At 63.7% G+C, this 21,554-nt stretch carries 25 protein-coding genes; 6 read left to right on the forward strand and 19 right to left on the reverse strand.

Translation table 11 applies throughout. The features are described from left to right. Window positions 1-3 precede the first annotated feature (3 nt). From trbE to trbB, 4 genes are read right to left on the reverse strand one after another with little or no spacing between them, the layout of a single operon-like run. Window positions 4-2,478: a conjugal transfer protein TrbE gene (trbE, locus tag Q0071_RS05815; RefSeq protein ID WP_298166277.1), complete on the reverse strand. Its 2,475-nt coding sequence runs from the start codon at window positions 2,476-2,478 to the stop codon at window positions 4-6. A gap of 4 nt (window positions 2,479-2,482) precedes the next feature. Further along, on the reverse strand, window positions 2,483-2,758 hold the full coding sequence (locus tag Q0071_RS05820; protein WP_298166279.1) for a VirB3 family type IV secretion system protein: 276 nt from the start codon (window positions 2,756-2,758) through the stop codon (window positions 2,483-2,485). Then, on the reverse strand, window positions 2,758-3,090 hold the full coding sequence (locus Q0071_RS05825) for a TrbC/VirB2 family protein (protein ID WP_298166327.1): 333 nt from the start codon (window positions 3,088-3,090) through the stop codon (window positions 2,758-2,760). Before Q0071_RS05825 ends, Q0071_RS05820 begins: the two co-directional genes overlap by 1 nt. Beyond that, on the reverse strand, window positions 3,090-4,070 hold the full coding sequence (trbB, locus tag Q0071_RS05830) for a P-type conjugative transfer ATPase TrbB (protein ID WP_298166281.1): 981 nt from the start codon (window positions 4,068-4,070) through the stop codon (window positions 3,090-3,092). The genes Q0071_RS05825 and trbB overlap by 1 nt, the downstream gene beginning before the upstream one ends. Before the next feature lie 376 nt (window positions 4,071-4,446). Here trbB and Q0071_RS05835 point away from each other — a divergent pair, with 376 nt between their 5' ends. From Q0071_RS05835 to Q0071_RS05845, 3 genes are all read left to right on the forward strand, one after another. Continuing rightward, window positions 4,447-6,228: an AAA family ATPase gene (locus tag Q0071_RS05835; protein ID WP_298166283.1), complete on the forward strand. Its 1,782-nt coding sequence runs from the start codon at window positions 4,447-4,449 to the stop codon at window positions 6,226-6,228. Then, window positions 6,221-7,999, forward strand: coding sequence for an ATP-dependent helicase (locus Q0071_RS05840; protein ID WP_298166285.1), 1,779 nt, complete (start codon window positions 6,221-6,223; stop codon window positions 7,997-7,999). Before Q0071_RS05835 ends, Q0071_RS05840 begins: the two co-directional genes overlap by 8 nt. A gap of 95 nt (window positions 8,000-8,094) precedes the next feature. After that, entirely contained in the window at window positions 8,095-9,327 is a 1,233-nt protein-coding gene (locus tag Q0071_RS05845) for a DUF6602 domain-containing protein (RefSeq protein ID WP_298166287.1), read from the forward strand. 122 nt (window positions 9,328-9,449) lie between these two features. On the opposite strand, the gene Q0071_RS05850 is transcribed toward Q0071_RS05845, so the two are convergent. Further along, window positions 9,450-9,857, reverse strand: coding sequence for a CopG family transcriptional regulator (locus tag Q0071_RS05850; protein WP_298166290.1), 408 nt, complete (start codon window positions 9,855-9,857; stop codon window positions 9,450-9,452). Further along, window positions 9,854-11,842, reverse strand: coding sequence for a conjugal transfer protein TraG (locus Q0071_RS05855; RefSeq protein WP_298166292.1), 1,989 nt, complete (start codon window positions 11,840-11,842; stop codon window positions 9,854-9,856). The genes Q0071_RS05850 and Q0071_RS05855 overlap by 4 nt, the downstream gene beginning before the upstream one ends. A 215-nt stretch (window positions 11,843-12,057) precedes the next feature. Here Q0071_RS05855 and Q0071_RS05860 point away from each other — a divergent pair, with 215 nt between their 5' ends. Both Q0071_RS05860 and Q0071_RS05865 read left to right on the forward strand, forming a co-directional pair. Next, window positions 12,058-12,255 carry a hypothetical protein gene (locus tag Q0071_RS05860; RefSeq protein WP_298166294.1) on the forward strand — a complete coding sequence of 66 codons (198 nt, stop codon included), beginning with the start codon at window positions 12,058-12,060 and terminating at the stop codon, window positions 12,253-12,255. Further along, entirely contained in the window at window positions 12,255-12,545 is a 291-nt protein-coding gene (locus tag Q0071_RS05865; RefSeq protein WP_298166296.1) for a hypothetical protein, read from the forward strand. The genes Q0071_RS05860 and Q0071_RS05865 overlap by 1 nt, the downstream gene beginning before the upstream one ends. On the opposite strand, the gene Q0071_RS05870 is transcribed toward Q0071_RS05865, so the two are convergent. The 10 genes from Q0071_RS05870 to Q0071_RS05915 all read right to left on the reverse strand — a co-directional run bounded on the left by Q0071_RS05870 (window position 12,538) and on the right by Q0071_RS05915 (window position 19,323). Continuing rightward, window positions 12,538-14,277 carry a VirD2 family relaxase/mobilization nuclease gene (locus Q0071_RS05870; protein ID WP_298166299.1) on the reverse strand — a complete coding sequence of 580 codons (1,740 nt, stop codon included), beginning with the start codon at window positions 14,275-14,277 and terminating at the stop codon, window positions 12,538-12,540. The genes Q0071_RS05865 and Q0071_RS05870 overlap by 8 nt on opposite strands. A 247-nt stretch (window positions 14,278-14,524) precedes the next feature. Then, window positions 14,525-15,226, reverse strand: a complete 702-nt coding sequence (locus Q0071_RS05875; protein ID WP_298166301.1) for a lytic transglycosylase domain-containing protein — start codon at window positions 15,224-15,226, stop codon at window positions 14,525-14,527. A 3-nt stretch (window positions 15,227-15,229) separates the two neighbouring features. Beyond that, window positions 15,230-15,559: a DUF736 domain-containing protein gene (locus Q0071_RS05880; protein ID WP_298166303.1), complete on the reverse strand. Its 330-nt coding sequence runs from the start codon at window positions 15,557-15,559 to the stop codon at window positions 15,230-15,232. A 3-nt stretch (window positions 15,560-15,562) separates the two neighbouring features. Beyond that, entirely contained in the window at window positions 15,563-16,153 is a 591-nt protein-coding gene (locus tag Q0071_RS05885) for a S26 family signal peptidase (protein WP_298166305.1), read from the reverse strand. Next, a complete protein-coding gene (locus Q0071_RS05890; protein WP_298166308.1) occupies window positions 16,150-16,605 on the reverse strand; it encodes a DUF2840 domain-containing protein in 456 nt (151 codons plus the stop codon). The genes Q0071_RS05885 and Q0071_RS05890 overlap by 4 nt, the downstream gene beginning before the upstream one ends. A gap of 230 nt (window positions 16,606-16,835) precedes the next feature. After that, complete coding sequence (locus Q0071_RS05895; protein ID WP_298166310.1) at window positions 16,836-17,714, reverse strand: replication initiator protein A; 879 nt, start codon at window positions 17,712-17,714, stop codon at window positions 16,836-16,838. 8 nt (window positions 17,715-17,722) lie between these two features. Beyond that, on the reverse strand, window positions 17,723-17,995 hold the full coding sequence (locus Q0071_RS05900) for a helix-turn-helix domain-containing protein (RefSeq protein ID WP_298166312.1): 273 nt from the start codon (window positions 17,993-17,995) through the stop codon (window positions 17,723-17,725). A gap of 133 nt (window positions 17,996-18,128) precedes the next feature. Beyond that, complete coding sequence (locus tag Q0071_RS05905; RefSeq protein ID WP_298166314.1) at window positions 18,129-18,626, reverse strand: DUF2285 domain-containing protein; 498 nt, start codon at window positions 18,624-18,626, stop codon at window positions 18,129-18,131. Continuing rightward, complete coding sequence (locus tag Q0071_RS05910; protein WP_366886131.1) at window positions 18,574-18,918, reverse strand: DUF6499 domain-containing protein; 345 nt, start codon at window positions 18,916-18,918, stop codon at window positions 18,574-18,576. The genes Q0071_RS05905 and Q0071_RS05910 overlap by 53 nt, the downstream gene beginning before the upstream one ends. A gap of 138 nt (window positions 18,919-19,056) precedes the next feature. Then, window positions 19,057-19,323: a DUF2285 domain-containing protein gene (locus Q0071_RS05915; RefSeq protein WP_298166317.1), complete on the reverse strand. Its 267-nt coding sequence runs from the start codon at window positions 19,321-19,323 to the stop codon at window positions 19,057-19,059. A gap of 223 nt (window positions 19,324-19,546) precedes the next feature. On the opposite strand from Q0071_RS05915, the gene Q0071_RS05920 reads away from it, so the two are divergent. Then, entirely contained in the window at window positions 19,547-19,774 is a 228-nt protein-coding gene (locus Q0071_RS05920; RefSeq protein ID WP_298166319.1) for a helix-turn-helix transcriptional regulator, read from the forward strand. 49 nt (window positions 19,775-19,823) lie between these two features. Here Q0071_RS05920 and Q0071_RS05925 read toward each other — a convergent pair whose 3' ends face one another. From Q0071_RS05925 to Q0071_RS05935, 3 genes are all read right to left on the reverse strand, one after another. Then, entirely contained in the window at window positions 19,824-20,144 is a 321-nt protein-coding gene (locus tag Q0071_RS05925; protein WP_120222423.1) for a DUF736 domain-containing protein, read from the reverse strand. Between the two features lie 612 nt (window positions 20,145-20,756). Continuing rightward, window positions 20,757-21,161, reverse strand: a complete 405-nt coding sequence (locus Q0071_RS05930; RefSeq protein WP_298166323.1) for a hypothetical protein — start codon at window positions 21,159-21,161, stop codon at window positions 20,757-20,759. Between the two features lie 144 nt (window positions 21,162-21,305). Beyond that, the gene (locus Q0071_RS05935; RefSeq protein WP_298166325.1) at window positions 21,306-21,470 is read right to left on the reverse strand and encodes a hypothetical protein; all 165 of its coding nucleotides are present in this window, start codon (window positions 21,468-21,470) and stop codon (window positions 21,306-21,308) included. Window positions 21,471-21,554: the final 84 nt, after the last annotated feature.

Genomic DNA, 21,554 nt, shown 5'->3' on the forward strand with positions numbered 1-21,554 from the left:
GGACTACTCCTTGGGTTGGCCCGCAGCGTGGCTGCGGACAGGGGGGATTGGTTGGGGAAGCATGTCGGCAGGGAGCATGTCAGCGGCCCAGGCAAGGCCGCGATGGCGCAGCCAGGCCGCAGCAAAGCCGGAGTTGCCATGCGCATCGGTCAGTTCACCGATCGCCAGCTGGTCGGTCTTCGACGAGGTCGCGGTGAACGCGAGCGCGACTTCGCCGAGACCCAATTCGAACAGGCGGTTGCCGCGTGCCGACTGGCAGTAATAATCACGCTTGGGTGAGGCGCGCGCGACGATCTCGATCTGGCGATCGTTGAGGCCGAACCGGCGATAGATCGACAGGATCTGGGGCTCGACCGCTCGCTCGTTGGGCAGGAAAATGCGGGTCGGACAGCTCTCGATGATCGCAGGGGCAATCGCGCTGGTCTCGATATCCGCGAGGCTCTGGGTTGCGAAGACCACGCTGGCGTTCTTCTTGCGCAACGTCTTCAGCCACTCACGCAGCTGCGCGGCGAAGGCGGATTGATCGAGCACCAGCCAGCCCTCGTCGATGATGATCATCGTCGGCGATCCGTCGAGCCGCCCTTCGATGCGGTGGAAAAGGTAGGAAAGCACTGCTGGTGCGGCTGCGGAACCGGTCAGTCCCTCCGTCTCAAAGGCCTGGAAGCTCGCTTCGCCCAGATGCTCGGCTTCGGCATCGAGCAGCCGACCGAACGGACCGCCGATGCAATAGGGTGCAAGAGCCTGCTTCAGTGCCTGGCTTTGGAGCAGCACCGCGAGCCCGGTCAGGGTGCGCTCGACGATCGGTGCCGTGCTGAGCGAAGTCAGCGCGGACCAGAGATGCTCCTTCGTCACCGGATCAACCGTGACGCCTTCGGAAGCGAGGATCGCCTGGAGCCATTCCGCTGCCCAGTTGCGCTCGGCAGGCTCGTTGATCCGCGCGAGCGGCTGCAACATCACTGCGCCAAGACCGTCATCGGCCAGACTGGTTCCGAGATCTTGCCAGTCGCCGCCACAGGCGAGCGCGGCAGCACGGATCGAACCGCCGAAATCGAACGCGAAGACTTGGGCGCGCTCGTAGCGGCGGAACTGCAGCGCCATCAGTGCGAGCAGGACCGATTTGCCCGCGCCGGTCGGCCCGACGATCACCGTATGGCCGACATCGCCGACATGGAGCGAGAACCGGAACGGGGTCGAACCTTCGGTCCGTGCATAGAACAATGGGGCGGCGTTGAAGTGATCGTCCCGTTCCGGCCCGGCCCACACCGCCGACAGCGGAATCATGTGGGCAAGGTTGAGCGTCGAAATCGGGGGTTGGCGGACGTTGGCGTAAACGTGTCCCGGCAGTGAACCGAGCCAGGCTTCTACTCCGTTCATGCCCTCCACGATCACCGTGAAGTCGCGGCCTTGGATCACCTTCTCGACGAGGCGCAGCTTCTCGGCGGCGAGCGCGGGGTCTTCGTCCCACACCGTCACGGTCGCCGTCACATAGGCTTGGCCGACATGATCGGCGCCAAGCTCTTGCAGCGCGGCGTCGGCATCGGCAGCCTTGTTCGAGGCATCGCTGTCGAGCAGCGTCGAGGCCTCGTTGGTCATCACCTCCTTGAGGATTGCAGCGACTGATTTGCGCTTGGCGAACCATTGCCGACGGATCTTTCCGAGCAGCTTAGTTGCGTCGGTCTTGTCGAGCATCACGGCGCGGGTCGACCAGCGATAGGCGAAGGCGAGCCGGTTGAGCTCATCGAGCAGGCCGGGGAAGGTCGCGCTCGGGAAACCGATGACGGTCAGCGTGCGCAGGTGAGCTCGGCCGAGCATCGGTTCGAGCCCACCGGTCAGGGGTTCGTCGGCCAGTAGCGCGTCGAGATGCATCGGGGTCTCGGGAACGCGGACGCGGTGGTTCCGCGTCGAGATGCAGTTGTGGAGGTAGGTCAGCGTTTCGCTGTCATCGAGCCACCGTGCTTCGGGGACGAAGCCTTCGATCAGACGCAGCAGCCGGTCGGTGCGGTCGATGAAGAGATCAAGCAGTTCCTTGGGATTGATCCCCTTCTCGGCCTTGCCCTCGTAGAGCCAGCGCTCGGCGCGGGCGGCGTCTTCGACCGGCGGCATCCACATCAGCGTGAGGAAATAGCCGCTCTCAAAATGCGCGCCTTCCTCGGCGAACTGGGCCGCGCGTTCGCGCTCGACCAGTGCCGATGCCGGATCAGGGAAATTGCTGTCCGGGTAGTCCTGCGCCGGGCGGCGGACCGCCTCGACGAAGATCGCCCAGCCAGAGCCGAGACGACGCAGCGCGCTGTTGAGCCGGGCAGTCGTAGCGATCAGCTCGGAAGGCGTGGCGCTATCCAGATCCGGACCGCGGAAACGTGCCGAGCGCTGGAAGCTCCCATCCTTGTTGAGCACCACTCCCGGCGCAACTAGGGCCGCCCAAGGGAGGAAGTCGGCAAGCCGGTCGACCTTGTTCCGGTATTCGCGAAGCGAGAGCATCGGCTCAAACCCTCATGTAGTTGGGAAAGCGCAGATGCCGCCGGGCGACATCGACGAATTGGGGATCGCGCCGAGCGGCCCAGACCGCGACCACGTGGCCGAGCGCGAAGAATACGATCCCGGCGAGCCACAGCCTGAGGCCGAGACCGACTGCCCCGGCAAGCGTCGCATTGGCGATCGCAAGCCCACGCGGCGCGCCGCCGAGCAGGATATGCTCGGTCAGCGCGCGGTGTACCGGGACCACGTAGCCCGGCACGGCCTCGGGCGGGCCGAGGTCCATCAGACCAGCACCCCGCCGCCGAACGAGAAGAACGACAGGAAGAAAGACGAGGCAGCAAATGCGATCGACAGGCCGAACACGATTTGGATCAGCCGGCGAAAGCCGCCGGAAGTGTCGCCGAAGGCTAACGTCAGGCCGGTCGCGATGATGATGATCACCGCCATGATCTTGGCGACCGGACCCTGGATCGATTCCAGGATCGACTGAAGCGGCGCTTCCCAGGGCATCGACGAGCCTGCCGCATAGGCTGGGCTCGAGATGGCCAGGGCAACCATGCCGCCAAGCAGGGCGGCCGAAACGCGGGAACAGCTGCGAACAACGGTTTGGATCATCAAAGGTCTCCTTGGGGTTGAGGGGCAATGGGAATGATCTGGTAGTCACCGTGGCGATCGAGCCCGCGGACTTCGGCGAGTTCGGACAGCCGTCGACCGGTGCCTTCGCGCACCAGCACGGCGATCACGTCGATGGTCTCGGCGATCAAAGCTCGCGGGACGGTCACCACCGATTCCTGGATCAGTTGTTCCATCCGCCGCAGGACGCCGAGCGCCGTACCGGCATGGATCGTGCCCACCCCGCCGGGATGACCTGTTCCCCATGCCTTGAGGAGATCGAGCGCTTCTGCCCCGCGCACCTCGCCAATGGGGATGCGGTCAGGCCGCAGCCGCAGGGCCGAACGAACTAGGTCGGACAGCGTCGCCACCCCGTCTTTTGTCCTGAGCGACACAAGGTTTGGCGCGGCGCATTGCAGCTCGCGGGTGTCTTCGATCAGCACGACCCGGTCCGATGTCGTCGCGACCTCGGCCAGCAGAGCATTGGTGAGCGTGGTCTTGCCGGTTGAGGTGCCGCCGGCGACGAGGATGTTCTTGCGCGCTGCCACAGCGCGGACCAGTTCCTCGGCCTGCCAGTCCGCCATGATCCCGGCGGCCACATAATCGGCAAGTGTGAACACCGCGACGGCAGGCTTGCGGATCGCGAAGCTCGGCGCGGCCACGACCGGCGGGAGAAGCCCCTCGAACCGCTCGCCACCTTCCGGCAGCTCCGCCGAGACTCTAGGTGCGCCGGCATGGACCTCGGCCCCCACATGGTGTGCGACCAGCCGGATGATCCGCTCGCCATCGGCTGCGGATATCCCGCACCCCGTATCGGCGATCCCGGCTCCCAGCCGGTCGATCCACAGCCGACCATCGGGATTGAGCATGACCTCGATAACCGAGGCGTCTTCAAGCCAGCCTGCGATCTCCGGTCCAAGCGCGGTGCGCAACATCCGCGCGCCGCGCGACGATGCTTCGGACCGGATCGGAATGACGCTCATGAATTGCCTCTTCTCTTCGAGCGAGCCGATATTCGGCTGCGCTCGCGAGGCGGATCAAAGAGGCATTAAAATGGGCGATGGCAACAGGTAGTTGTGGTCAGCGTAGGCTGGCGAAAATGCAGAAAGGATCGGCTGATCTGCAGTTCAAAGGTTAGACACGAACCGCCTCAATACCGGACGTTTACGGCCGCTGATCGCGCCATCGAAACCGGACATAGGTTAAACCGCCGAAAATTAGCAACGAATGGCTGGTCTCATGGTCGGGCGCGACCATGCGGGTCGGCGACAACGGCGGGTTTCGGCAGATTGACTTCTGCGCGTGGTCATGGCCTCTCGCGCAGGAAGGTTGATACCTGTTTCCTGAGAAAGGTTTACCGTGCGATTGGCCAAGCTCAGTATTCGCAATTTTCGCAATTTCGAGGCGGTCGATATTCCACTTGGCGGCAACGTCGTCCTCCTCGGCGAGAATCGCGTAGGGAAGAGCAATCTCCTATTCGCGATTCGGCTGGTGCTCGACCCGACCCTACCGGATGCGGCGCGCCAGCTTAAGCTCTCGGACTATTGGGACGGGTGCGATCTTGCCGCCTCGCCACAGATCGAGGTCCATCTCGACTTCGCCGACTTTGACGGCGACGATGCCCAGGCGGCCTTGCTCACCGACTTCAGGACCGCGGCCGACGCGACCGTAGCGCGGCTGAGCTATATTTTCCGTAAGAAAGCTGAGGTCGCCGGGCCACTACAATCCACGGCCGACTGCGAATTCATCGTTTTCGGCGGTGGCGACGAAGCCCGATCCTTGCCGAGCCGTGTGCGGCGCCGGATCGCCCTCGACATGCTCGATGCCTTGCGTGACGCCGAAGGGCAGCTTGGGTCATGGCGCAACTCGCCACTACGACCACTGCTCGAGGATGCTATTGCGGGTGTCGATCGCGCATCGCTCGACGACGTGGCCGCCGACCTCGATCGCGCTACCCGGGCGCTCGAGGCCTTCCCCACGGTCAAGGCGCTCGAAGACGGGCTGCGCTCGGGAATATTGGATCTCGCTGGCACAGCGCACGACATCGACGCGCGACTGCGCTTCGCGCCAGCCGATCCATTGCGGCTGTTTCGCTCGATCGCGATGTTCATCGACAACGGCCGGCGTGGCATTGCCGAGGCCAGCCTCGGTTCGGCCAATGTCGCGCTCATTGCGCTCAAGCTCGCCGAGTTCGCCTGGCGCCGCGCCAAAAACGAGCGCAACTTCTCCCTTTTGTGCATAGAGGAGCCCGAGGCGCACCTTCATCCCCAGCTCCAGCGCGGCGTGTTCGACAAGCTGTTCAACGGCGGCGACCCCGCCCAGGCGCTGATCGTCACCAGCCATTCGCCGACTCTGGCTGCGGTCGCGCCGCTGCGCGCCATCGTCCATCTGAAATCCTCGGGTGGCAAGGCGCTGGCCTATTCGCTCGCCAATTTGCCCGTGACCGACGACGAGCTGGTGGACATCGAGCGCTATCTGACCGCGACGCGCTCGGAATTGCTCTTTTCGCGCGGCGTGATCTTCGTCGAGGGCGACGCCGAGGAAGCGCTGATGCCGGCCTTTGCGGACGCCATGGGCCACAGCCTGGACCGGCTCGGCATCACCATATGCAACGTCGCGGGCGTCAATTTTACGCCCTATGTGAAGCTCGCCGCCAGCCTCGGCCTGCCTTTCGCCGTGGTGACCGATTGGGATCCGCTCGATGGCACCAAGCCGCCGCTCGGAATGGCGCGAACGCTCGACATCTGGGATGCCACGGCCTCGGTCACTGGTCAGGCCGTCCTGACGCCTGAGGCGCGCGCGCAGTGGGCGGCCGCCGAATTCTCGGCGTTCAGCAAGGGCTGGGAAAATGCCGGCATCTTTTTGAACGACCAGACCTTCGAGGTCTCGGTCGCCAATACCCCCGCCTTGCTCGGCGCGCTGCTCGACATTTTGTCCGATCAGGGGTTCGGCTCGGTGCGCACGGCGCGGATCGCCGCGTGGCGCGCCGGGACACCGGTCGATGCAGGGCAGTTGCTCGCGATGATCGCCGATATCGGCAAAGGACGGCTCGGTGCTAAGCTCGCTAAGAAGCTGCCGTTCGGTCAGCATCCGCCTGCCTATATCGCCGCCGCCATCAATTTCGTGGCGGCGCGTGTCTAACCATCTCGCCTTGTCGCGCGCCTTGGCAGACCTCGCCGGCAATCCCGAGCAGCGCGAAGCCGTGCACGAGCGCGGGCACTGCGTGGTACTCGCCGGACCCGGCAGCGGCAAGACCAAGACGCTGACGACCGCGATGGCGCGGGTGCTAACCGAAGACGTCGTCGATCCACGCGGGGTCGCCTGCATCACCTACAACAATGAGTGCGCGATCGAGCTTGAAACGCGGCTTGCCGCCTTCGGCATCGACGGCAGCGACCGCAACTTCGTTGGAACCGTCCACAGCTTCGCGCTGACCCAGGTGATCATGCCCTATGCGCGCTGCCTCGCCGGGTTGCTCCCCGACGAGGTCCGCGTAGCTACGCGCGATGAAACCCGCGCAGCGGTCGAGGTCGCCTATACTGCGGTGTTCGATGACCAGTTCGACCCGCATGCGCGCTGGCAGTTCGCCGAGGAGAAGCGCCGACGTGAGGTCGATCGCTCACTTGCCCACTGGCGCGGGCGCAATCCCGAACTCGCCGACTTCGTCGAGTCCTATGAGGCCGAATTGCGCCGCCATGGTCTGATCGACTTCGACGACATGCCGCTCATCGCCTACCGCATGATACGGGATCACGCGTGGATCCGGTCCGCGATCCGTGCGCGGTTCCCAATCCTATTCGTCGATGAATATCAGGATCTGGGGCATGCGCTCCATGAACTCGTCCTTCTGCTCTGCTTCGCCGGCGGCATTCGGCTGTTCGCGGTCGGCGACGCCGACCAGTCGATCTACGGCTTTACCGGCGCCAATCCCGAGCTGCTGCAATCGCTCGTTGCTCGTCCCGACGTCCGCGAAGTCCGGCTGCGATTCAACTATCGCTCGGGCGCGAAGATCATCCGCGCTTCGCTGGGTGCCCTTGGCGAGGAGCGCGACTATCGCGGTGTCGACGCCGCGCCAGAAGGCGACCTGTTCTTCTGGAAGGTGAAAGGCGATCTTGATGCGCAGGCATCTGCCATTGCAAACCAGATCTTGCCCAAGCTGCTCGAACGCCATCCCGCCGAAGAGGTAGCCATCCTCTATCGGGCGGCGTGGCTCGGCGACAAGCTCGCCAGCGCGCTCGACCAGACTGGCACCGCTTATATGCGCACCGACGGCAACGCGCTGGTCAAGCGCAGCTCGCGGCTCGCGCGCCTCGTAGAAGGTTGCGCGGCGTGGGTCGCCGGTGGCTGGCGCGATGCCGACCCGCCGTTCGCGCGGCTGGCCGTGCAGGCTCGGGCGATCGTCTATGGCGGGCGCTGCAGCGAAGCCGAGGCCCTGGCGCTGTCGGGCCAGCTCATCGCGTTCCTGCGCAGCGGCATCGACGGCGGCGAGACCACCCACACTTGGCTCCGGCGCCTGTGTCGGGAGCTTATCGAGCCTTGGCGCGTGCTCGCACGCAATCCGCATCAGGAATGGGATGTCTGCGCCGAGATGGTCGGGAAGACCGATCCGGCACGCGGGCGGGACATAGCGCTCAACATCTTCGCCGGTCGGATTGAGGGCACTGGCCGGGTCAGCCTCTCGACCCTGCACAGTGCCAAGGGCCGCGAGTTTGACGCGGTCATCCTCTACGGCATGAACGCTGGCGATATCCCGAGCCGGCGCGACGAGAAGTCTGCAGCTGCGCTCCGCGAGGCGCGCCGCCTTTTCTATGTTGGGGTGACCCGACCGCGAAAGGAACTGTCCATCGTCTATCGTGATGGCGCGCCGTCGCCCTGGGTCGTTGAACTCTACAAACGCAGTCAGCAGGCCTGATCGTCATGACCAATTCGCGGCAAAACCCGCCCTATCGCTCGCGCGACATCCTCGTCCCGATGGCCGATCCCTGGGATGCCCAGTCCTAGATCTCCGTGATCGACGATGGTGGTCGCCTTACCTATTGGCAGCACAAGGACGGAGGCCTGAAGATCCTGCGCGAGCCGCCGCACGGCGACATCTACGTGCGTCCCTCGCGGCACAGTGTCGGCTACGCGATGATCCTACGCGTCGAGAACGTCCTGGCCCGCGAGATCGAGGACGCCGGCGGCACGCTCAAGCTCTCCGACGCTCTTGCCCGGATCGCCGGTCTGGGCCTGCTCGCGCGTGACATGGAAGCGATCGTCCGCCTCTTCGTCGGCAATGGCACGTTCGTCGCCAGGGTGAGCGGCAAGCGCGACACTGTGCGGCTGTCACGGTCCGCGATCGGGCGCGATCGCGAGAACTACCGGTCCTATGCTTCCTCCTTCGCCCATGAGATCGGCATGCAAGCCGAGCAGATCGGCCGGCTGATCGGCCACGGCCCAGCCGTCGGCGGGCAGCGTGAGGAACTTTTGCGAGCGCTCCTCGAACGCCATGTGCCCCAGCGCTTCCATGCCGCGACCGGCTTCATCGAGGGATCGGACCGTCAGATCGACATCCTGATCTATGACCAGCTCGACTACGCCCCGCTGTTTCATGCTGGGAATCTCGTCGTAGTTCCATTCGAAGCCGTGCGAGCGGTGATCGAGGTCAAGTCCAACCTGTCCTCGGGTGAGCTGATCGATGCGCTGCGGCATCTCGACGAGGCGATCGGCGGACGACGCAGCGGGCCGCCCGTGTTCCGGGGCGTGTTCGGCTATGAGGGGGCGACGGTGCAGACGCTGATCTCGGCCATCGAAACCCATCACAGCGAACCCACGAGCATGGCGGACGAAGGCGACCCTGTCTTCTCGATCTACGAGATGGCCGAGGCGGTCTGCGTCCTGCGTCGTACGATCCTCGTCAGCGCTTTCCTCAACGATGACTGGAATGGCAGGACCGCGCCGCGCCCGGCAATTATCGAGCTTGCAAGCGAAGCCTGGCGCGACACCCAGGCCGCTTTGTTCTTCGACCGGCTGCTTCGCTTCCTGCGCCATCCCTTCGACGGCGCGCTGATCCAGCCGGGGCTGGCCTCGCGCTTCGCGATCGACGTCGCCTTCGCCTCGATCAAGCTGCTCTACCACGGGCGCGACTGGGGCCCCTATGTGATCGATCGTGGCATCGACCGGGTCGAGGCGGAGATCGCGGCCTATCAGGACTGGCTCGACGGCAAGACCCGGGTCGAGCCGCCGCCGTCGGAGGAGTAACGCGGCAGCGACGACCGCGCTCCGTGAGGCGCTAGGTCAAAACGCCGATCTACCGTCCGGGATGTCCGCTATCCTCATTGGCGTCCAAAACGAGACTTGCTGGATTGTCCGCCTGAGCGGCCCTACACCCCGCTGCCCAACCGCCCCACAGCTTCGACCAGCTTTGGTCCAAACTCCATCTTCCGCGCCAACGCTTCGACGAAGCCCTCAAATCGCTCCTTGCCCTGCGCCTGAGCCGCTACCCGAGCTGCATCCGGCAGTGCCGGGTTGGCCGTCAGCCAAAACCGCACAAACAGCGCCAATGCCTCAGAATTCAGCTCTACCCGGTAGTCCAGCTTGTCGAGTTGCCGCACGACTTTATCGATCCGGCGGCTGAACGCCGCTTCCATTCGTTCCGACCCGTCAGGCGAGAGAAACGAGTTCAACGCCGTTTCGACAACCTGCGCTTGGGTCACGCGCTTCCTTCGCGCATAGTCGGCTAGCCGGTCTGCGAGATCAGGTGGCAAGCGGAAGGTGTGTTTCGACTTCACAGCTCAATTCCATCGCCTGGATCCAGTGAAGCCTGACTTGCGTTTCGAACTATGTTTAAGCGAAGGCGCTCTGCACGGGCTGCATCGTCAATCCCTTCTGCCCGATCGCCAAAATCGAACTCGCCAGAACGATCCTTGCTAGCTTGGGGCAGAACATCGACGTGGGCCGGAATTTCCGGTTCCCGGCGGATACCGCCATTGGCGGGATCATGACTGGCTACCGCCTTGCGCCGCTTCTTCAGCATCGGCTTGACGGCGGGGAGATCACTCCAGTCGTCGGTCTTCGGATTATTGGACTTGGCCTGGCTAGATTCCGGAGGGGACTGGATCCGCGCCTGTAGCCTCGGATCTGCATAGTAGCGCGCTTTTTTCGCCTTTATCGGCGGCGACCCGGACAGCATGACGATCTCGTCTGTTTCAGGCAACTGGAGGATCTCACCCTGGGTCAGCAGTGGGCGCGACGTTTCTGAGCGGGAGACCATCAGGTGACCGAGCCAAGGCGACAGTCGGTGACCGGCATAGTTGCGCATTGAGCGTTGCTCGGTTGCTGTGCCCAGCGATTCCGACACGCGCTTCGCGGTCCCTTCATCATTGGTCGCGAACGCTACCCTGACATGGCAGTTGTCGAGGATCGCATTGTTCTTGCCGTAGGCCCGCTCGATCTGGTTGAGCGACTGCGCGATGAGAAACGACTTGAGCCCATAGCCAGCCATGAACGCGAGCGCGCTCTCGAAAAAGTCGAGACGCCCCAGTGCCGGGAACTCGTCGAGCATCATCAGCAGCCGGTGGCGCTGCGCCTTGGGGGAAAGCTCCTCGGTCAGCCGTCGCCCGATCTGATTTAGGATCAGGCGGATGAGAGGTTTGGTCCGGCTGATGTCGGATGGCGGCACGACCAGGTAGAGAGTGGCAGGCCGCTTGGCCTCGACAAGGTCGGCAATCCGCCAGTCCGACCAACTTGTGACCTCGGCAATCACCGGATCTCGGTAGAGCCCGAGATAGGACATGGCGGTCGACAACACCCCGGATCGCTCGTTGTCCGACTTGTTCAGCAGCTCGCGGGCGGCGCTGGCGACGACAGGGTGCGGGCCAGCCTCGCCCAGGTGCGCGGTCGCCATCATCGCATCAAGCGTTTCCTCGATCGAGCGTTCGGGATCGGACAGGAACGCAGCTACACCTGCTAGGGTCTTGTCGGGCTCGGCGTAGAGGACGTGCAGAATGGCCCCAACAAGCAGGGCATGGCTCGTTTTCTCCCAATGGTTGCGCTTCTCAAGGCTGCCTTCGGGGTCGACCAGGATGTCAGCGATGTTTTGAACGTCGCGCACTTCGCTGATCCCACGGCGCACTTCGAGCAACGGGTTGTAGTGGGCAGAGGCGAGATTGGTGGGGTCGAACAGCAGGGTGCGGCTGAAGCTTGAGCGGAAGCCGGCGGTGAGTGTCCAGTTCTCGCCCTTGATGTCGTGGACGATCGCCGAGCCGGGCCAGGTCAGCAGGGTCGGGATGACGAGGCCCACGCCCTTGCCCGATCGAGTTGGCGCGAAGCACAGCACGTGCTCAGGACCGTCATGGCGCAGATAATTGTTCTGGAACTTGCCGAGCACCACGCCGGTTTCGGAGAGGAGGCCGATGCGCTTGATATCGGCTCGCTCAGCCCAGCGCGCTGAACCATACGTCTTGGCATTGCTGTTCTCGCGGCCGCGCCACACCGACATGGCGATGGCGACGACGATCGCGACGAACCCGCCCGAGGTTGCGATCATCCCGCCCTTGTCGAACACCTCCGGGGCGTAAGCGTCGTAAGAGAACCACCACCAGAACAGGTCATAGGGCCGGTAAACCGGATGGCCCAATGCCAAGAACCAGGGGCTGCCAAGCTCAGGCTGGAAGCCGAGCGCGGATGCTGTCCACTGCGTCGCGGCCCAGACGCTGGCAAGAATGATCAGGAACACGGCCAGCACCTGGCCCCACAGGATCTTCGCCGCAGACATTGACCTGGCTCCTACCCGTTACGGCGGGCATGTCGGTGCCGGAATGGCGAAATTGCAAGGGATCTGCCGTGGTCAGCGCAGGCCGGCGCATGATCGGAAAGGCTGGCGGGATAGGACCCACGTTCGTAAAGCTGACATCACCGTCTTGAAGAACATATATAGAACGAATATCGTTCCAACCTTGCCGATTCGGCTTTGCGACAGGAATGATAATCATGCAGCACGATCCGGCGCTGCGCGAAGCCGCGCGCGCGATCTACGAGAGCGTCTATCCAGGTGAGGAGTGGACCCCAGTTCCGTTTCCCGAAGCCGAGAAATACGGGACCGTTCATTACCGCAATGCGGTCGAGGCGGCATTGCGTGCCGATGCGTGTCTCAATGGTGACCGCGACCGGCAATTGGCGATGCTGTGATGAAAGTGCGGATCGACGATATCGAGCTGGCCCGCGCGATCGGCATCGGACTGGCGGTCACTGGCAAGCGTGGACAGAGCAAGGATCTTGCGGTTAGCATCTTGCGCCAGCTCGCCCCGTATGCGGTGTTCCGCGAGGCAAGTTCTGCAGAACTCATGGCGAGCAACATGCCGCTGTTCCCCAATGACTTCGGGATCATCCGAGCAGCGGATGCATATGCGACGAGCGAAGTGCAGCGGCGCGAGCAGCGCAGGCACTTCGATTGGCCGGTCCGGTTGATCGTCAGATAGTGATGCCGCGGCTGCGACCGAGTGACCATTCGATCCCGCCGCCGCTCTTGATCGTACCCATCACCTGCTCGCCCAGGTGTCGGTCGAGCGACGGCTTCCACGGCACGAGCTCGAACCCGTGGGCATGCTCCATCATTGCGAAACGGCCTGAAGCAAGTTTGAGCCGCTCTCGGTAGAGGCCTTTCACCCGGTCGCCTTCTTCGCCGGCCGCATGGTCGAGTCCGGTGCGGTGGGTGATGGCGCTAGCGGCGCTGGCAAGCTCTCGGTCACGGAGCGTCGAAATGAGATCGCGCGCGAGGGTGAGCCGGTTACCTTGCCGACGCGCCAGACCCTGCTCCGCCAGATACTCCGCTCTGGCGATCTTGGCCTGTTCGACCTCGATGCCAAATCCGCTGCCGGTGATCTGCGGCTCGGCTGCGACCAGCTGGCGGTCGAGCCAGGTCGCGCCGTTCGCCGTGACCTGCTCGGCTAGCGCCAGATCCGAGCGCAGCGCCAGCGACTGTTGTCGGCGCCCGCGTTTGTCGTCCCAGCTTCTGAGTTCGACGATCGCGCCGGGTTCTGCATCACCAGTGACTTCGAGATCGGAGAACTTGAGATGATGGACGCGGCCATCGACGCCATCGACCACAGCATAGGCCTCGCCGGTCAGTTCGTCGTGCAGGCCGCGTTCGATCAAGCGGCCAATAATGGGTTCGCCCGGTGCCTCGCCATGCATCGCAAACCGCCCGGTCTCGGCGCTGCCGATCTGGCGCAACATGGCGCGATGCATGGTCTTGATGATGTCTCCGCGCTCGCCGAGCGCGCGGAGCTGGGCTTCAAGATCGTTCCCCAGACTCCAGCAGGCCGGGCCATGTGATTCGGCTAGACCAAGCCGTTCGAGCGCGGTCGCCCTACCGATCAGCAGGGCACGGTCGGAACGCGCATGACCGGACGGTTCGGGACGCAGGTCGACCAAGCCGCTCTCGTCTTGGAGACGTTGCAGGCTGCGGTCGAGACTCGTCCAGCGTTCGGCGCTCACTTCGCGGCGCAAAGCTTGTTCTATCTCGCGCTCGGTTCTGTGGCCGAGTTCGGCAGTGACCCGCTCTTGGGCGCGGCCGCGCATTCCCTCGCGAATGTAATTGCGGTCGATGACCAGGTCGCGGCCATCGTCTGCACGCCCACGCACCAGGATATGCATATGAGGGTTGTCGGTGTTCCAATGATCGACCGCTACCCAGTCGAGCCGGGTTCCAAGATCGTGCGCCATGTCATCCATCAGTTCGCGCGTGAAGGCGCGTAAGTCCTCCATCTCGGCGGCATCTTCGGGCGACACGATAAAACGGAAGTGGTGCCGATCGTCCTCGCAGCGCGTCGAAAAGCCTTCGGCATCGACACTGTCGCCGTCCTGGTCGAACAGGCGGCCTTCGGTTCCCTCGCGGTCAACCCCGTCGCGCTTGAGATAAGTGAGGTGGCGGGCAAGCGGTGCGGCGCGAAAGTGCGAGCCTTTGTGCCGAACGACGCGGGCCTTGATAACCACCCGGCGCTGGGTGGGCGATCGACGCATGGCCAGCGCGGCTCCGCGGCCGCGACCGGATCGACCGGTGCCACCGCCCATGCGTCGGGAAAGTGACGTGTAGCCTGCGCGCTTCGAAACCTGGAGCACGCACCCGGCGAGCGATTTGGCCTTTTGCCCTGAAGGCCGCCCGCGATCCCGGACGCGGCCAGGCTTCACCTCAAAATCGTCATCGCTCATCGGAAAGGCGCCTTGCGGATAGGCGACGGCTGCAGAAGTGGCAGAATTGCGGGAAAAACGCGACGCGGCGCCAGCAGGCTCAAGATGCGTATGGCGCACGAAGCCAAGGATTTCTGCCCCTCACGAACCCAACAGCCAGCCGCTCTTTTATCTCGCCATCGTCCTTCCTCCTCCTTCGCTTCCAACCTCAATCCAACCCTTAGTGCTCCAGACCACGCCTTGACGCGCAACAAAGCGAAAAGCGTGTTCATTGCGAACCACTCGCCGAAACGGGTGCAAAGAGACCGATGATTGGGGTACTTCGAACGCGAACAGCTGGCGGCGGCGCGGCGGCGGCGAAGCTGCCGGATGCGCCGTCATCGCCGTCTGTGTGCGGGGCAAACAGCTGGCTTTGCGTCCATGACAGGCGCACCGGCTGCACCCGTGATGGGCTGGCGACGACAGTCGCCGTGCTCGCCGATTGCAGCTGCGGTGCGATCTTCGCGACATAGGCGCGGGTTTCGGTGGGGAGCGGTCTGCCACGATCCCGCCAATCTTCATATCGCCCAGGTCCCGCATTGTAGGCGGCAAGCATACCTGTGGCACCGTAGCTGTCGTACATCTCACGCAGGTAGGACGTGCCTGCCAAGATGTTGTCGCGCTGATCGAAGGGGTCGCTGCCGAGCCCGAGCCGGGCACGTTGCCGCGTCCAGGTTTCGGGCATGAGCTGCATCAGGCCCTTCGCCCCTGCCGATGAGACAGCACCGATCCGTCCCGCGCTTTCGGTGCGCATTACCGCGTAAATCCAGTTCTCGGGTATGCCGAAGCGCTGAGAGGCCTCGGCCACGTAACCCGCGATATCGACGGAGCGCCGCTGCGCCTGTTCGGCAGCCGCCTGCCCGAAGGCAGGCGCGTTTCCGAACAGGCAAAATGCCGAGACGAGGAAGGCGAGCGGTGCAATCGGGCGCATGGCTCAGTTTGCCGCTTCGCGTTTGGTCGGCCGCGACCACACCAGAACGTGACCGTTGTTTTCGCCCTGGAACAGGTTGGCCCGCAGGGGCTGGATGAACATCGGGTCGTCGATCTGGATCGCGACGTATTCGCCGGCCTTCTCACCAACATGCTTCCAGCCAGCACCGACCTCGCGGGCTTCGTCGTCCGATCCTGCAATCACCCGGAAGTCCGGTGCGTTCTCGCTGTCCGAGTTGTCAGCCGGAACGAGGACAAGATCGATGTCGAGCGTAAGCGTGGTCAAGTGCCCGGCAAAGCCGCCATCGGCGGCAACAAAAAGTCCGATACGCATGGGTCAGTCTCCTTCGGTTGGTGGACTGGGGGTGGGTTTGGTGGGTAAGGCTGAGAGCGGATCGGCAAACCACTTGTGGTCGCCGTCGCCCGCTTCGTCGGTCCAGATGGGCGTCGCGCGGCCGATCACATCGGCCATGCGCAGCACGCCAAAATAGCGGCCGTCGAAGCTGTGGGGCGCAGCCGGGTTCATCAAAAACAGCTCACCGGAGCGCAGCGTCCGGCAGCCGAACCATGCTGGAAGTGGGCGGCCAAGACGGTCGCGGTCGCGCGCAACCCCAGCAAAGTTTCCGTCGATGGTCACCTCGTGACCGAACCGGCAAACGCGCTGACCGCTGACCGCAGCGATGCGCTTGATCAGAGGCACGCCTGCGGGGAGATAGCCGCGTGATGCGAGGAACTGTCGCAGTGCGGGCTCCGGCTCGACTGCCACGCGCTCGCCGACGTGCAAGCTGGCCTTCCTTCGGATCGCGTAAAGTCCGGTGGGAACCGATGCGCTTGCGTTCCAAATTGCGTAGCGGCTGACCGGCACGGCGAGCGTCGCGAGTGTTGCGGCGGCCACCAGCCCTGCGAGCACGTAACGCCGCCGGATCATGACAGCACATCCTTGCGCTGAAGCCAGGCGCGATGCCGCGCCGGCGCATAGGCGCGCGGCACTTCGCGTGCGGCCATCCGGTTGTGGATGTGCCGCCAATGATCGGGCGCGACCTCGGTAGGGTCGATGCCCGAAGCTTCGATTGTATCGATCAGGCGGAAGACCTGAGCGACCTTGGGCCAACCATGAACCGCGAGCAGGACCTCGCCGCCGGGATCGACCTGCGTGACTGGCGTGACGGGTTCGTGCGGCTCCACTGCACGCACGATGTCGAGCGAAGAGCGGATCGTGCCGTAGTCGTTGCTGGCCCAGCGCACGAGGGCGAACACCTGGCCCGGCGCATAGCTCTCTATGCGCTGGCTGCGGCTGACGATCCGTGTCGCGACTGGCTTGCCGAACTTGAGCCAGTCCTCGTGTTTGCCTTCGCGCCAGAACAGCGTGACGTGGGTCAACGGTGGACTGTCATCGACCCTCGTATCGGCAGGTCGGCGGGCCGGGGCTGCGCCGTCCGTCCACAGGGGCGGTGACGTTAGCAAGAATCCGAAGGATTCTTTGTTAGCTAAGTTAAGGGCGCGGGAACGGCAGTTTTTCTGCGGGTTTGAGGGGCATTTCGGTTCCCGATAGTCCGAACTTTCGGTTCCTGATCGTCCGAGTCGGGCGGTTCCTGATAGTCCGTGTTGCATCACGACATATCCACAGGCTGAAATCCGACGCGGCGCATCGCTGCGTCGAACGGATCGAGGGGGATGGAAACGAAGTTCAACCGTTCGCGACCGAGCGCGTGATCGAGGCTCAGGCTGTATCCGGGCAGCGCCTGACGGCGGACGATATCGCGCAGCTCGAACGCGAAGCGCTTGGGCGGCGAGAGCGCGCCAGACTTAACGTGCAGGTGTTGAAAGTCGAAGCTCCAGCCACCTTTCTGCTTACCGCCATGCTTGCGCACGATCCGGTAAAGCCAGCGCTCCAGACCGCCGGTCAGCGCGAAGTAGGCGGGGTCGATGGTCAGGACGAGCGCCTGGTCGAGCACACCTTCGTAGAACCAGTCAGGGATGATCATCTCGATGCCCGTCGCCCGGCCTGAACCGTCGAGGCGCTCCTTCCATTCGTTGATCCAACTGAACCGGTGCCGCCGCCGGGCATCACGCTGGCGGATCGAAGTGGCGATCGTCGTCGATTGAAGGCGGTCGAGCCCGGCCTTCAGCCGCTCATAGCTGGCCTTGCCAGTGCCGCGCCTGGTGAAGGCGAGGATCTCGTGCGGCGTAGCGGCGATCAGCCGCGAGGTCGCCCGACCCGCATCGCGCGCCTCGACTATCTGACTGGCCACCCAGATGAGAACGTCGGCGTCCCAAATGGTCGCCATGCCGTGCTCAGCGGTCGCCTCGACCAGGATCGAGACCTCGCCCATTCGGAAGTCGATGGGCTTGACCCGCTTGGTCTTGGCCAGACTGAAAAATGGCCAAGACATCAGATCTTGGGCGTCACGCGCGGCGATGTCGCCGCCAGCGCTTACGAACAAGTCCAGTTGGCGGCTCTCCGCCGGAAATTGGGACAGGCGCGACATGACCGGGCTCAGCGGCGCACCGGCGGCGTATAGCCGTCGAGCCGCTTGGCAGGATAGACGATGCCTGTGCCAGGGTCGCTGGTCGAACGGCGCAAGCCTTGTTCGGCCCAGGCGTCGAGATCTTCGACCGAGTAGACAATCCTTCCCCCGAGCTTGCGATAGACCGGCCCGGTCCCGAAGCAGCGATGTTTCTCGAGCGTGCGGGCGGATAGGCCCACATGCACTGCGGCATCGGGTGTTCGCAGGAACCTGGCTATGACGGGAGTGGGTCGGGCATCCATGGGCGGCCTCCGCTTGGCTTAGACCAAAGCGGCGGACTGCCGCTGGTCGCAGGCAGCAATGGCGAACGCAGAGCGCCGGGAGGGAGTGACAGAGTGTGCAGCAAGAAATCTGTCACCCCCGATCGGAACGGGTTTAATCGTGACAGAGCAACTTGCGGTAGCCGCTGGTGACCAAGCTGCGGGCATCGGCAATCAGCCGGAGCGTATGTCGGCGTTCGCCCGAGCCTTTCCAGGTCGCTCCGGCCAGAGGGCGCTGCCGCGGGAAGACTAGGCCGAAGGCGAGGTCGCGTGGCGGTATCCCCGCATCGATCCCGTCCTGAATATCAAGCAGCAGGGCGAGCCGAGATCGCCGGTAGGCAGATGGTGAGGCAACACGGTCCGGTCCGAGGCCAAGCCCGCGCGTCGCCCGCTCAAAGCGGGTAGCGGCGGCAAGCCGGGCAGCGGCACACCGATCATTCTGGATGACGAGACAATCCGGGCACTGCGGCAGAGCGGCGCGAAGGCATAGCCGCAGCCTCGCCGCGCCCTTGGCGGCAACAAGATTGTGCTCCTTCTCTCCGACCGCTTCGACCAGCGGTTCAAAGCCGGGCAGCAATGGGATCGCCGCAATGTTGGGAGTTGCCAGCAACACTACGTCTGGAGCGGCGTGTGGAGACCATAGTGCGGGGCTGGTGCGCGGATCCGCATCCGGCGTGGTGGGGAAAGCTCAGCCCCCACCGCCCGGCCAGGCCCTCCTCTTCAATGCGCGCAGAAGCAGGATCGTCAACGATCCTTCCCAGCGTCTCGGCATGATCGCGGCGATAGTCTGCGTTGCGGTTCAGGAACTCCTGCGCAAAATCCGCATAGTCGTGGTCCCGATACTTTTCTGCGGCGGAAGGCGACCGCCAGGACGTTCCCCCAGACATGAGACCTCCGCGTGGCATGGGCGAATAGGCCAAGCATCAAGTCTTTGTTTGACATAGGAAACATGGAAGTAACCAAGTTTGCAGAACTCTATCCGGATTCGCGATGGAATTAGGGGCAACTAATTGGGGGAAATACCACAGCGATTTAGGGCCTCATCACGAGTTGCGCGATTTTTCAAGTAAGTGTCGATAGCCTTTGGTGGTCATCCAACGTGCGCGATCGAGATGAGTGTTGTAAACGCGGGATGATCGTTCCGGCTCAGCTGTCGGATCCAGGCCGAAAACGATTGCTGCGACCTCGCGCCAATCGGCACCTTCGCTAGAGGCATCAAGTATCCGCAAATACGTAATAAAATGGCTCTCGTCGTATGCCGTGATGTGCTCATGGGCGGGCGGAGCGTCTTCAAATGGTGGTGTCGTCATGGGCCGAGCCTTTGTTTCGACTCCGTTTCACACAGTTTTACACTTAGCACGAAAGAAGCTCCAGAATGGTGAAATCTTGGCATCTCCCCAAAGAAGGAGGTCACCCTACGCAATAGGGGATAAGTAGTTGGAGCAGAGGATCGCTCCGTCAATGCGACTGATCAAAGTGTTCGCGTATTATAATACGTAGCACGGAGATACGCGACAGGTTTCTAAGCTGCGGATGGATATCCGCAAATTGTTCGGCGAAAATGTTCGCCACTACCGGCTCGCCGCGGGTCTAAGCCAGGAAGCGGTGGCCGAGCGCATGGGTGTCGATCGCGCTTACATCAGCTTGATCGAGCGCGGCGGGCAAAACGCGACTCTGCTTTCGATCCACGAGGCTGCTCAGGCCCTCAATGTCAAACCTGCCGATCTTCTCGCCGATCCGCCACACAGCACTGAAAAATGAGTACAGCGAAGCCCCGCCCGGCGGTGCCGGGCGGGGCCTGTCTGGCCGGTCAGTCGCCGTTGGTGCGGCGCGCGCGCGACCAGATCAGGTTGAAGCTCTTGCCGTCTTCGTCGTCGAACAGGTTGGCGAAGATCGGGGCGGTGAAGCTGGGATCGTCGAGCTTGACCGAGAGGTAGTCGCGGCCTTCGTTCGAGCGCTTGGTCCAGGCGGCGCCGATTTCCGCGCGGCCGACGAAGACCCGGTGCGACGGCGCGTTTTCGTTGTCGCTTTCTTCGGGGACGATGCGGACGTTCTTCTGCTGCACCGACATGGTGACGATCTCGCCCTTGTATTCGTTGCCGGTCTTGGTGAAAGTTCCGATGTTAGCCATGATCAATTCCTTCAAGTTGCTCGAACCCGCGCCCATCGCGGCCTCGATGGCTGGTTGAAGGCAGGGGCTTGCGCCCGCTGCACCCGCAGGGCCGGAACGGACGTGTAGGACGCGGGGCCGGCGGGTTTCTTGCCTCGCGAGGAATGGGTCGCAGACCCAGGGGAAGAAACCGGGCGGACTTGCGTTGCAGTAAGGGATCAAGAGGCGAAGCCATCCCCTGCCAACCAAAGCCATTGAAGAGGTCGCATTGGGCTCGGGTCGCACTTGAGCTGGAAATCCATGGCTCTTTATCGGACCCCACAGATCGGCGCTGGAAAGAATGAGGGCCAGCCGCTGTTGGTGCCGCAGTTACCCCCCGCACACCCGCATTGCGGCATCGCAAAACCGCTTGTCACCCTTCGTCCGGAATTGCGCTTGCTCGTGTCGCCAATCCAGCTTCGGCCTTGGCCCAGCGGTCTCGTTCGTCAGGCGGGATCCTGGCGCCGCCTTGGCAGCCACTTGGCGCAATTAAGGCATAACTCACCCTGATCCCCACCGCTGCCCCGTCCCGGTCTGGGTCTGATCGGGTATGCCCCGCCCGGCGGCGCTGGGCGGGGCTTCGCGTGAACGTCGTCAGCGGGCAGAGCGGCTCCACTGCACCCATGAAGTCGCAGCGATCACGGCGGCGCCGATCAGCGCCACGACGGTGGGCCAGATGCTGACGGGCATCGTCGCCGCAGCGATGCCATGGACCGCGTGGTAGCCAGCTAGTGCCGCCGGCAAGGCAAAGACGAGACCGACGGCGGCGCGGGCAAGGTCGGAACGGGCCAGACCGAGGGAAATCCGGGCAAGTGCGATGGTTGCGATGCCAGCCAAGGCGGCCGCGACCAATGCGGCAATCAGGCCGTGGTCAGAATGGTAAGTGGCCGATGCGGCAGCAAAGCCAACGAAGAGCGGCAGAGCATGCACCGAGAGGCGGAAAAGCAGCGCGCAGCACATGTAGACTGCGACTATTACGAGGGTGAAACCGATCAACATGGCGTCCTCCTTGGAATCAAGGGTAAGGGACGCGCTCTCCTCCACCACCGCAGCGCAATGTGCATGGGCATCATATCAGACATGCGGACGGGCCGGAATACCCATTGGGTATCCGGCCCGTCCGGCAAGCGCGTAATGGCGCGGTCAGGGATTGAACGGGTCATATTCGCGAACGATGCTGCTGGCATCGCCATCGAATTCTGCCGTGGGAACGGCGGCGTAGCCATTGCCGGCGTGGAACAGGGTGATGCAGACCATCAGGGTGCGGGCGAGGCTCCAGGCGTGACGCTGTGCGATGGTGAGTGACATGTTCGAGCTCCTGTCTCGGAGCAGGGACCATCCCCGCTCGACAGGCCCCGGACAGACGGCGCAAAGCCGCAATCACCACGAAGG

This window comes from Novosphingobium sp., from assembly GCF_027486195.1.
In the GTDB taxonomy this organism is placed as follows: Bacteria; Pseudomonadota; Alphaproteobacteria; order Sphingomonadales; family Sphingomonadaceae; genus Novosphingobium.

Excerpts from the sequence above, each read along its gene's own strand:
- Q0071_RS05820 (WP_298166279.1), bottom strand. The coding sequence starts at position 2,758 with ATGGACCTCGGCCCGCCCGAGGCCGTGCCGGGCTACGTGGTCCCGGTA.
- Q0071_RS05880 (WP_298166303.1), bottom strand. The coding sequence starts at position 15,559 with ATGCGTATCGGACTTTTTGTTGCCGCCGATGGCGGCTTTGCCGGGCAC.
- Q0071_RS05895 (WP_298166310.1), bottom strand. The coding sequence starts at position 17,714 with ATGTCGCGCCTGTCCCAATTTCCGGCGGAGAGCCGCCAACTGGACTTG.
- Q0071_RS05865 (WP_298166296.1), top strand. The coding sequence starts at position 12,255 with ATGAAAGTGCGGATCGACGATATCGAGCTGGCCCGCGCGATCGGCATC.
- Q0071_RS05860 (WP_298166294.1), top strand. The coding sequence starts at position 12,058 with ATGCAGCACGATCCGGCGCTGCGCGAAGCCGCGCGCGCGATCTACGAG.
- Q0071_RS05900 (WP_298166312.1), bottom strand. The coding sequence starts at position 17,995 with ATGGATGCCCGACCCACTCCCGTCATAGCCAGGTTCCTGCGAACACCC.
- Q0071_RS05915 (WP_298166317.1), bottom strand. The coding sequence starts at position 19,323 with ATGACGACACCACCATTTGAAGACGCTCCGCCCGCCCATGAGCACATC.
- Q0071_RS05925 (WP_120222423.1), bottom strand. The coding sequence starts at position 20,144 with ATGGCTAACATCGGAACTTTCACCAAGACCGGCAACGAATACAAGGGC.
- Q0071_RS05935 (WP_298166325.1), bottom strand. The coding sequence starts at position 21,470 with ATGTCACTCACCATCGCACAGCGTCACGCCTGGAGCCTCGCCCGCACC.
- Q0071_RS05885 (WP_298166305.1), bottom strand. The coding sequence starts at position 16,153 with ATGATCCGGCGGCGTTACGTGCTCGCAGGGCTGGTGGCCGCCGCAACA.
- Q0071_RS05920 (WP_298166319.1), top strand. The coding sequence starts at position 19,547 with ATGGATATCCGCAAATTGTTCGGCGAAAATGTTCGCCACTACCGGCTC.
- Q0071_RS05870 (WP_298166299.1), bottom strand. The coding sequence starts at position 14,277 with ATGAGCGATGACGATTTTGAGGTGAAGCCTGGCCGCGTCCGGGATCGC.
- trbB (WP_298166281.1), bottom strand. The coding sequence starts at position 4,070 with ATGAGCGTCATTCCGATCCGGTCCGAAGCATCGTCGCGCGGCGCGCGG.
- Q0071_RS05910 (WP_366886131.1), bottom strand. The coding sequence starts at position 18,918 with ATGCCACGCGGAGGTCTCATGTCTGGGGGAACGTCCTGGCGGTCGCCT.
- Q0071_RS05825 (WP_298166327.1), bottom strand. The coding sequence starts at position 3,090 with ATGATCCAAACCGTTGTTCGCAGCTGTTCCCGCGTTTCGGCCGCCCTG.
- Q0071_RS05875 (WP_298166301.1), bottom strand. The coding sequence starts at position 15,226 with ATGCGCCCGATTGCACCGCTCGCCTTCCTCGTCTCGGCATTTTGCCTG.
- trbE (WP_298166277.1), bottom strand. The coding sequence starts at position 2,478 with ATGCTCTCGCTTCGCGAATACCGGAACAAGGTCGACCGGCTTGCCGAC.
- Q0071_RS05855 (WP_298166292.1), bottom strand. The coding sequence starts at position 11,842 with ATGTCTGCGGCGAAGATCCTGTGGGGCCAGGTGCTGGCCGTGTTCCTG.
- Q0071_RS05930 (WP_298166323.1), bottom strand. The coding sequence starts at position 21,161 with ATGTTGATCGGTTTCACCCTCGTAATAGTCGCAGTCTACATGTGCTGC.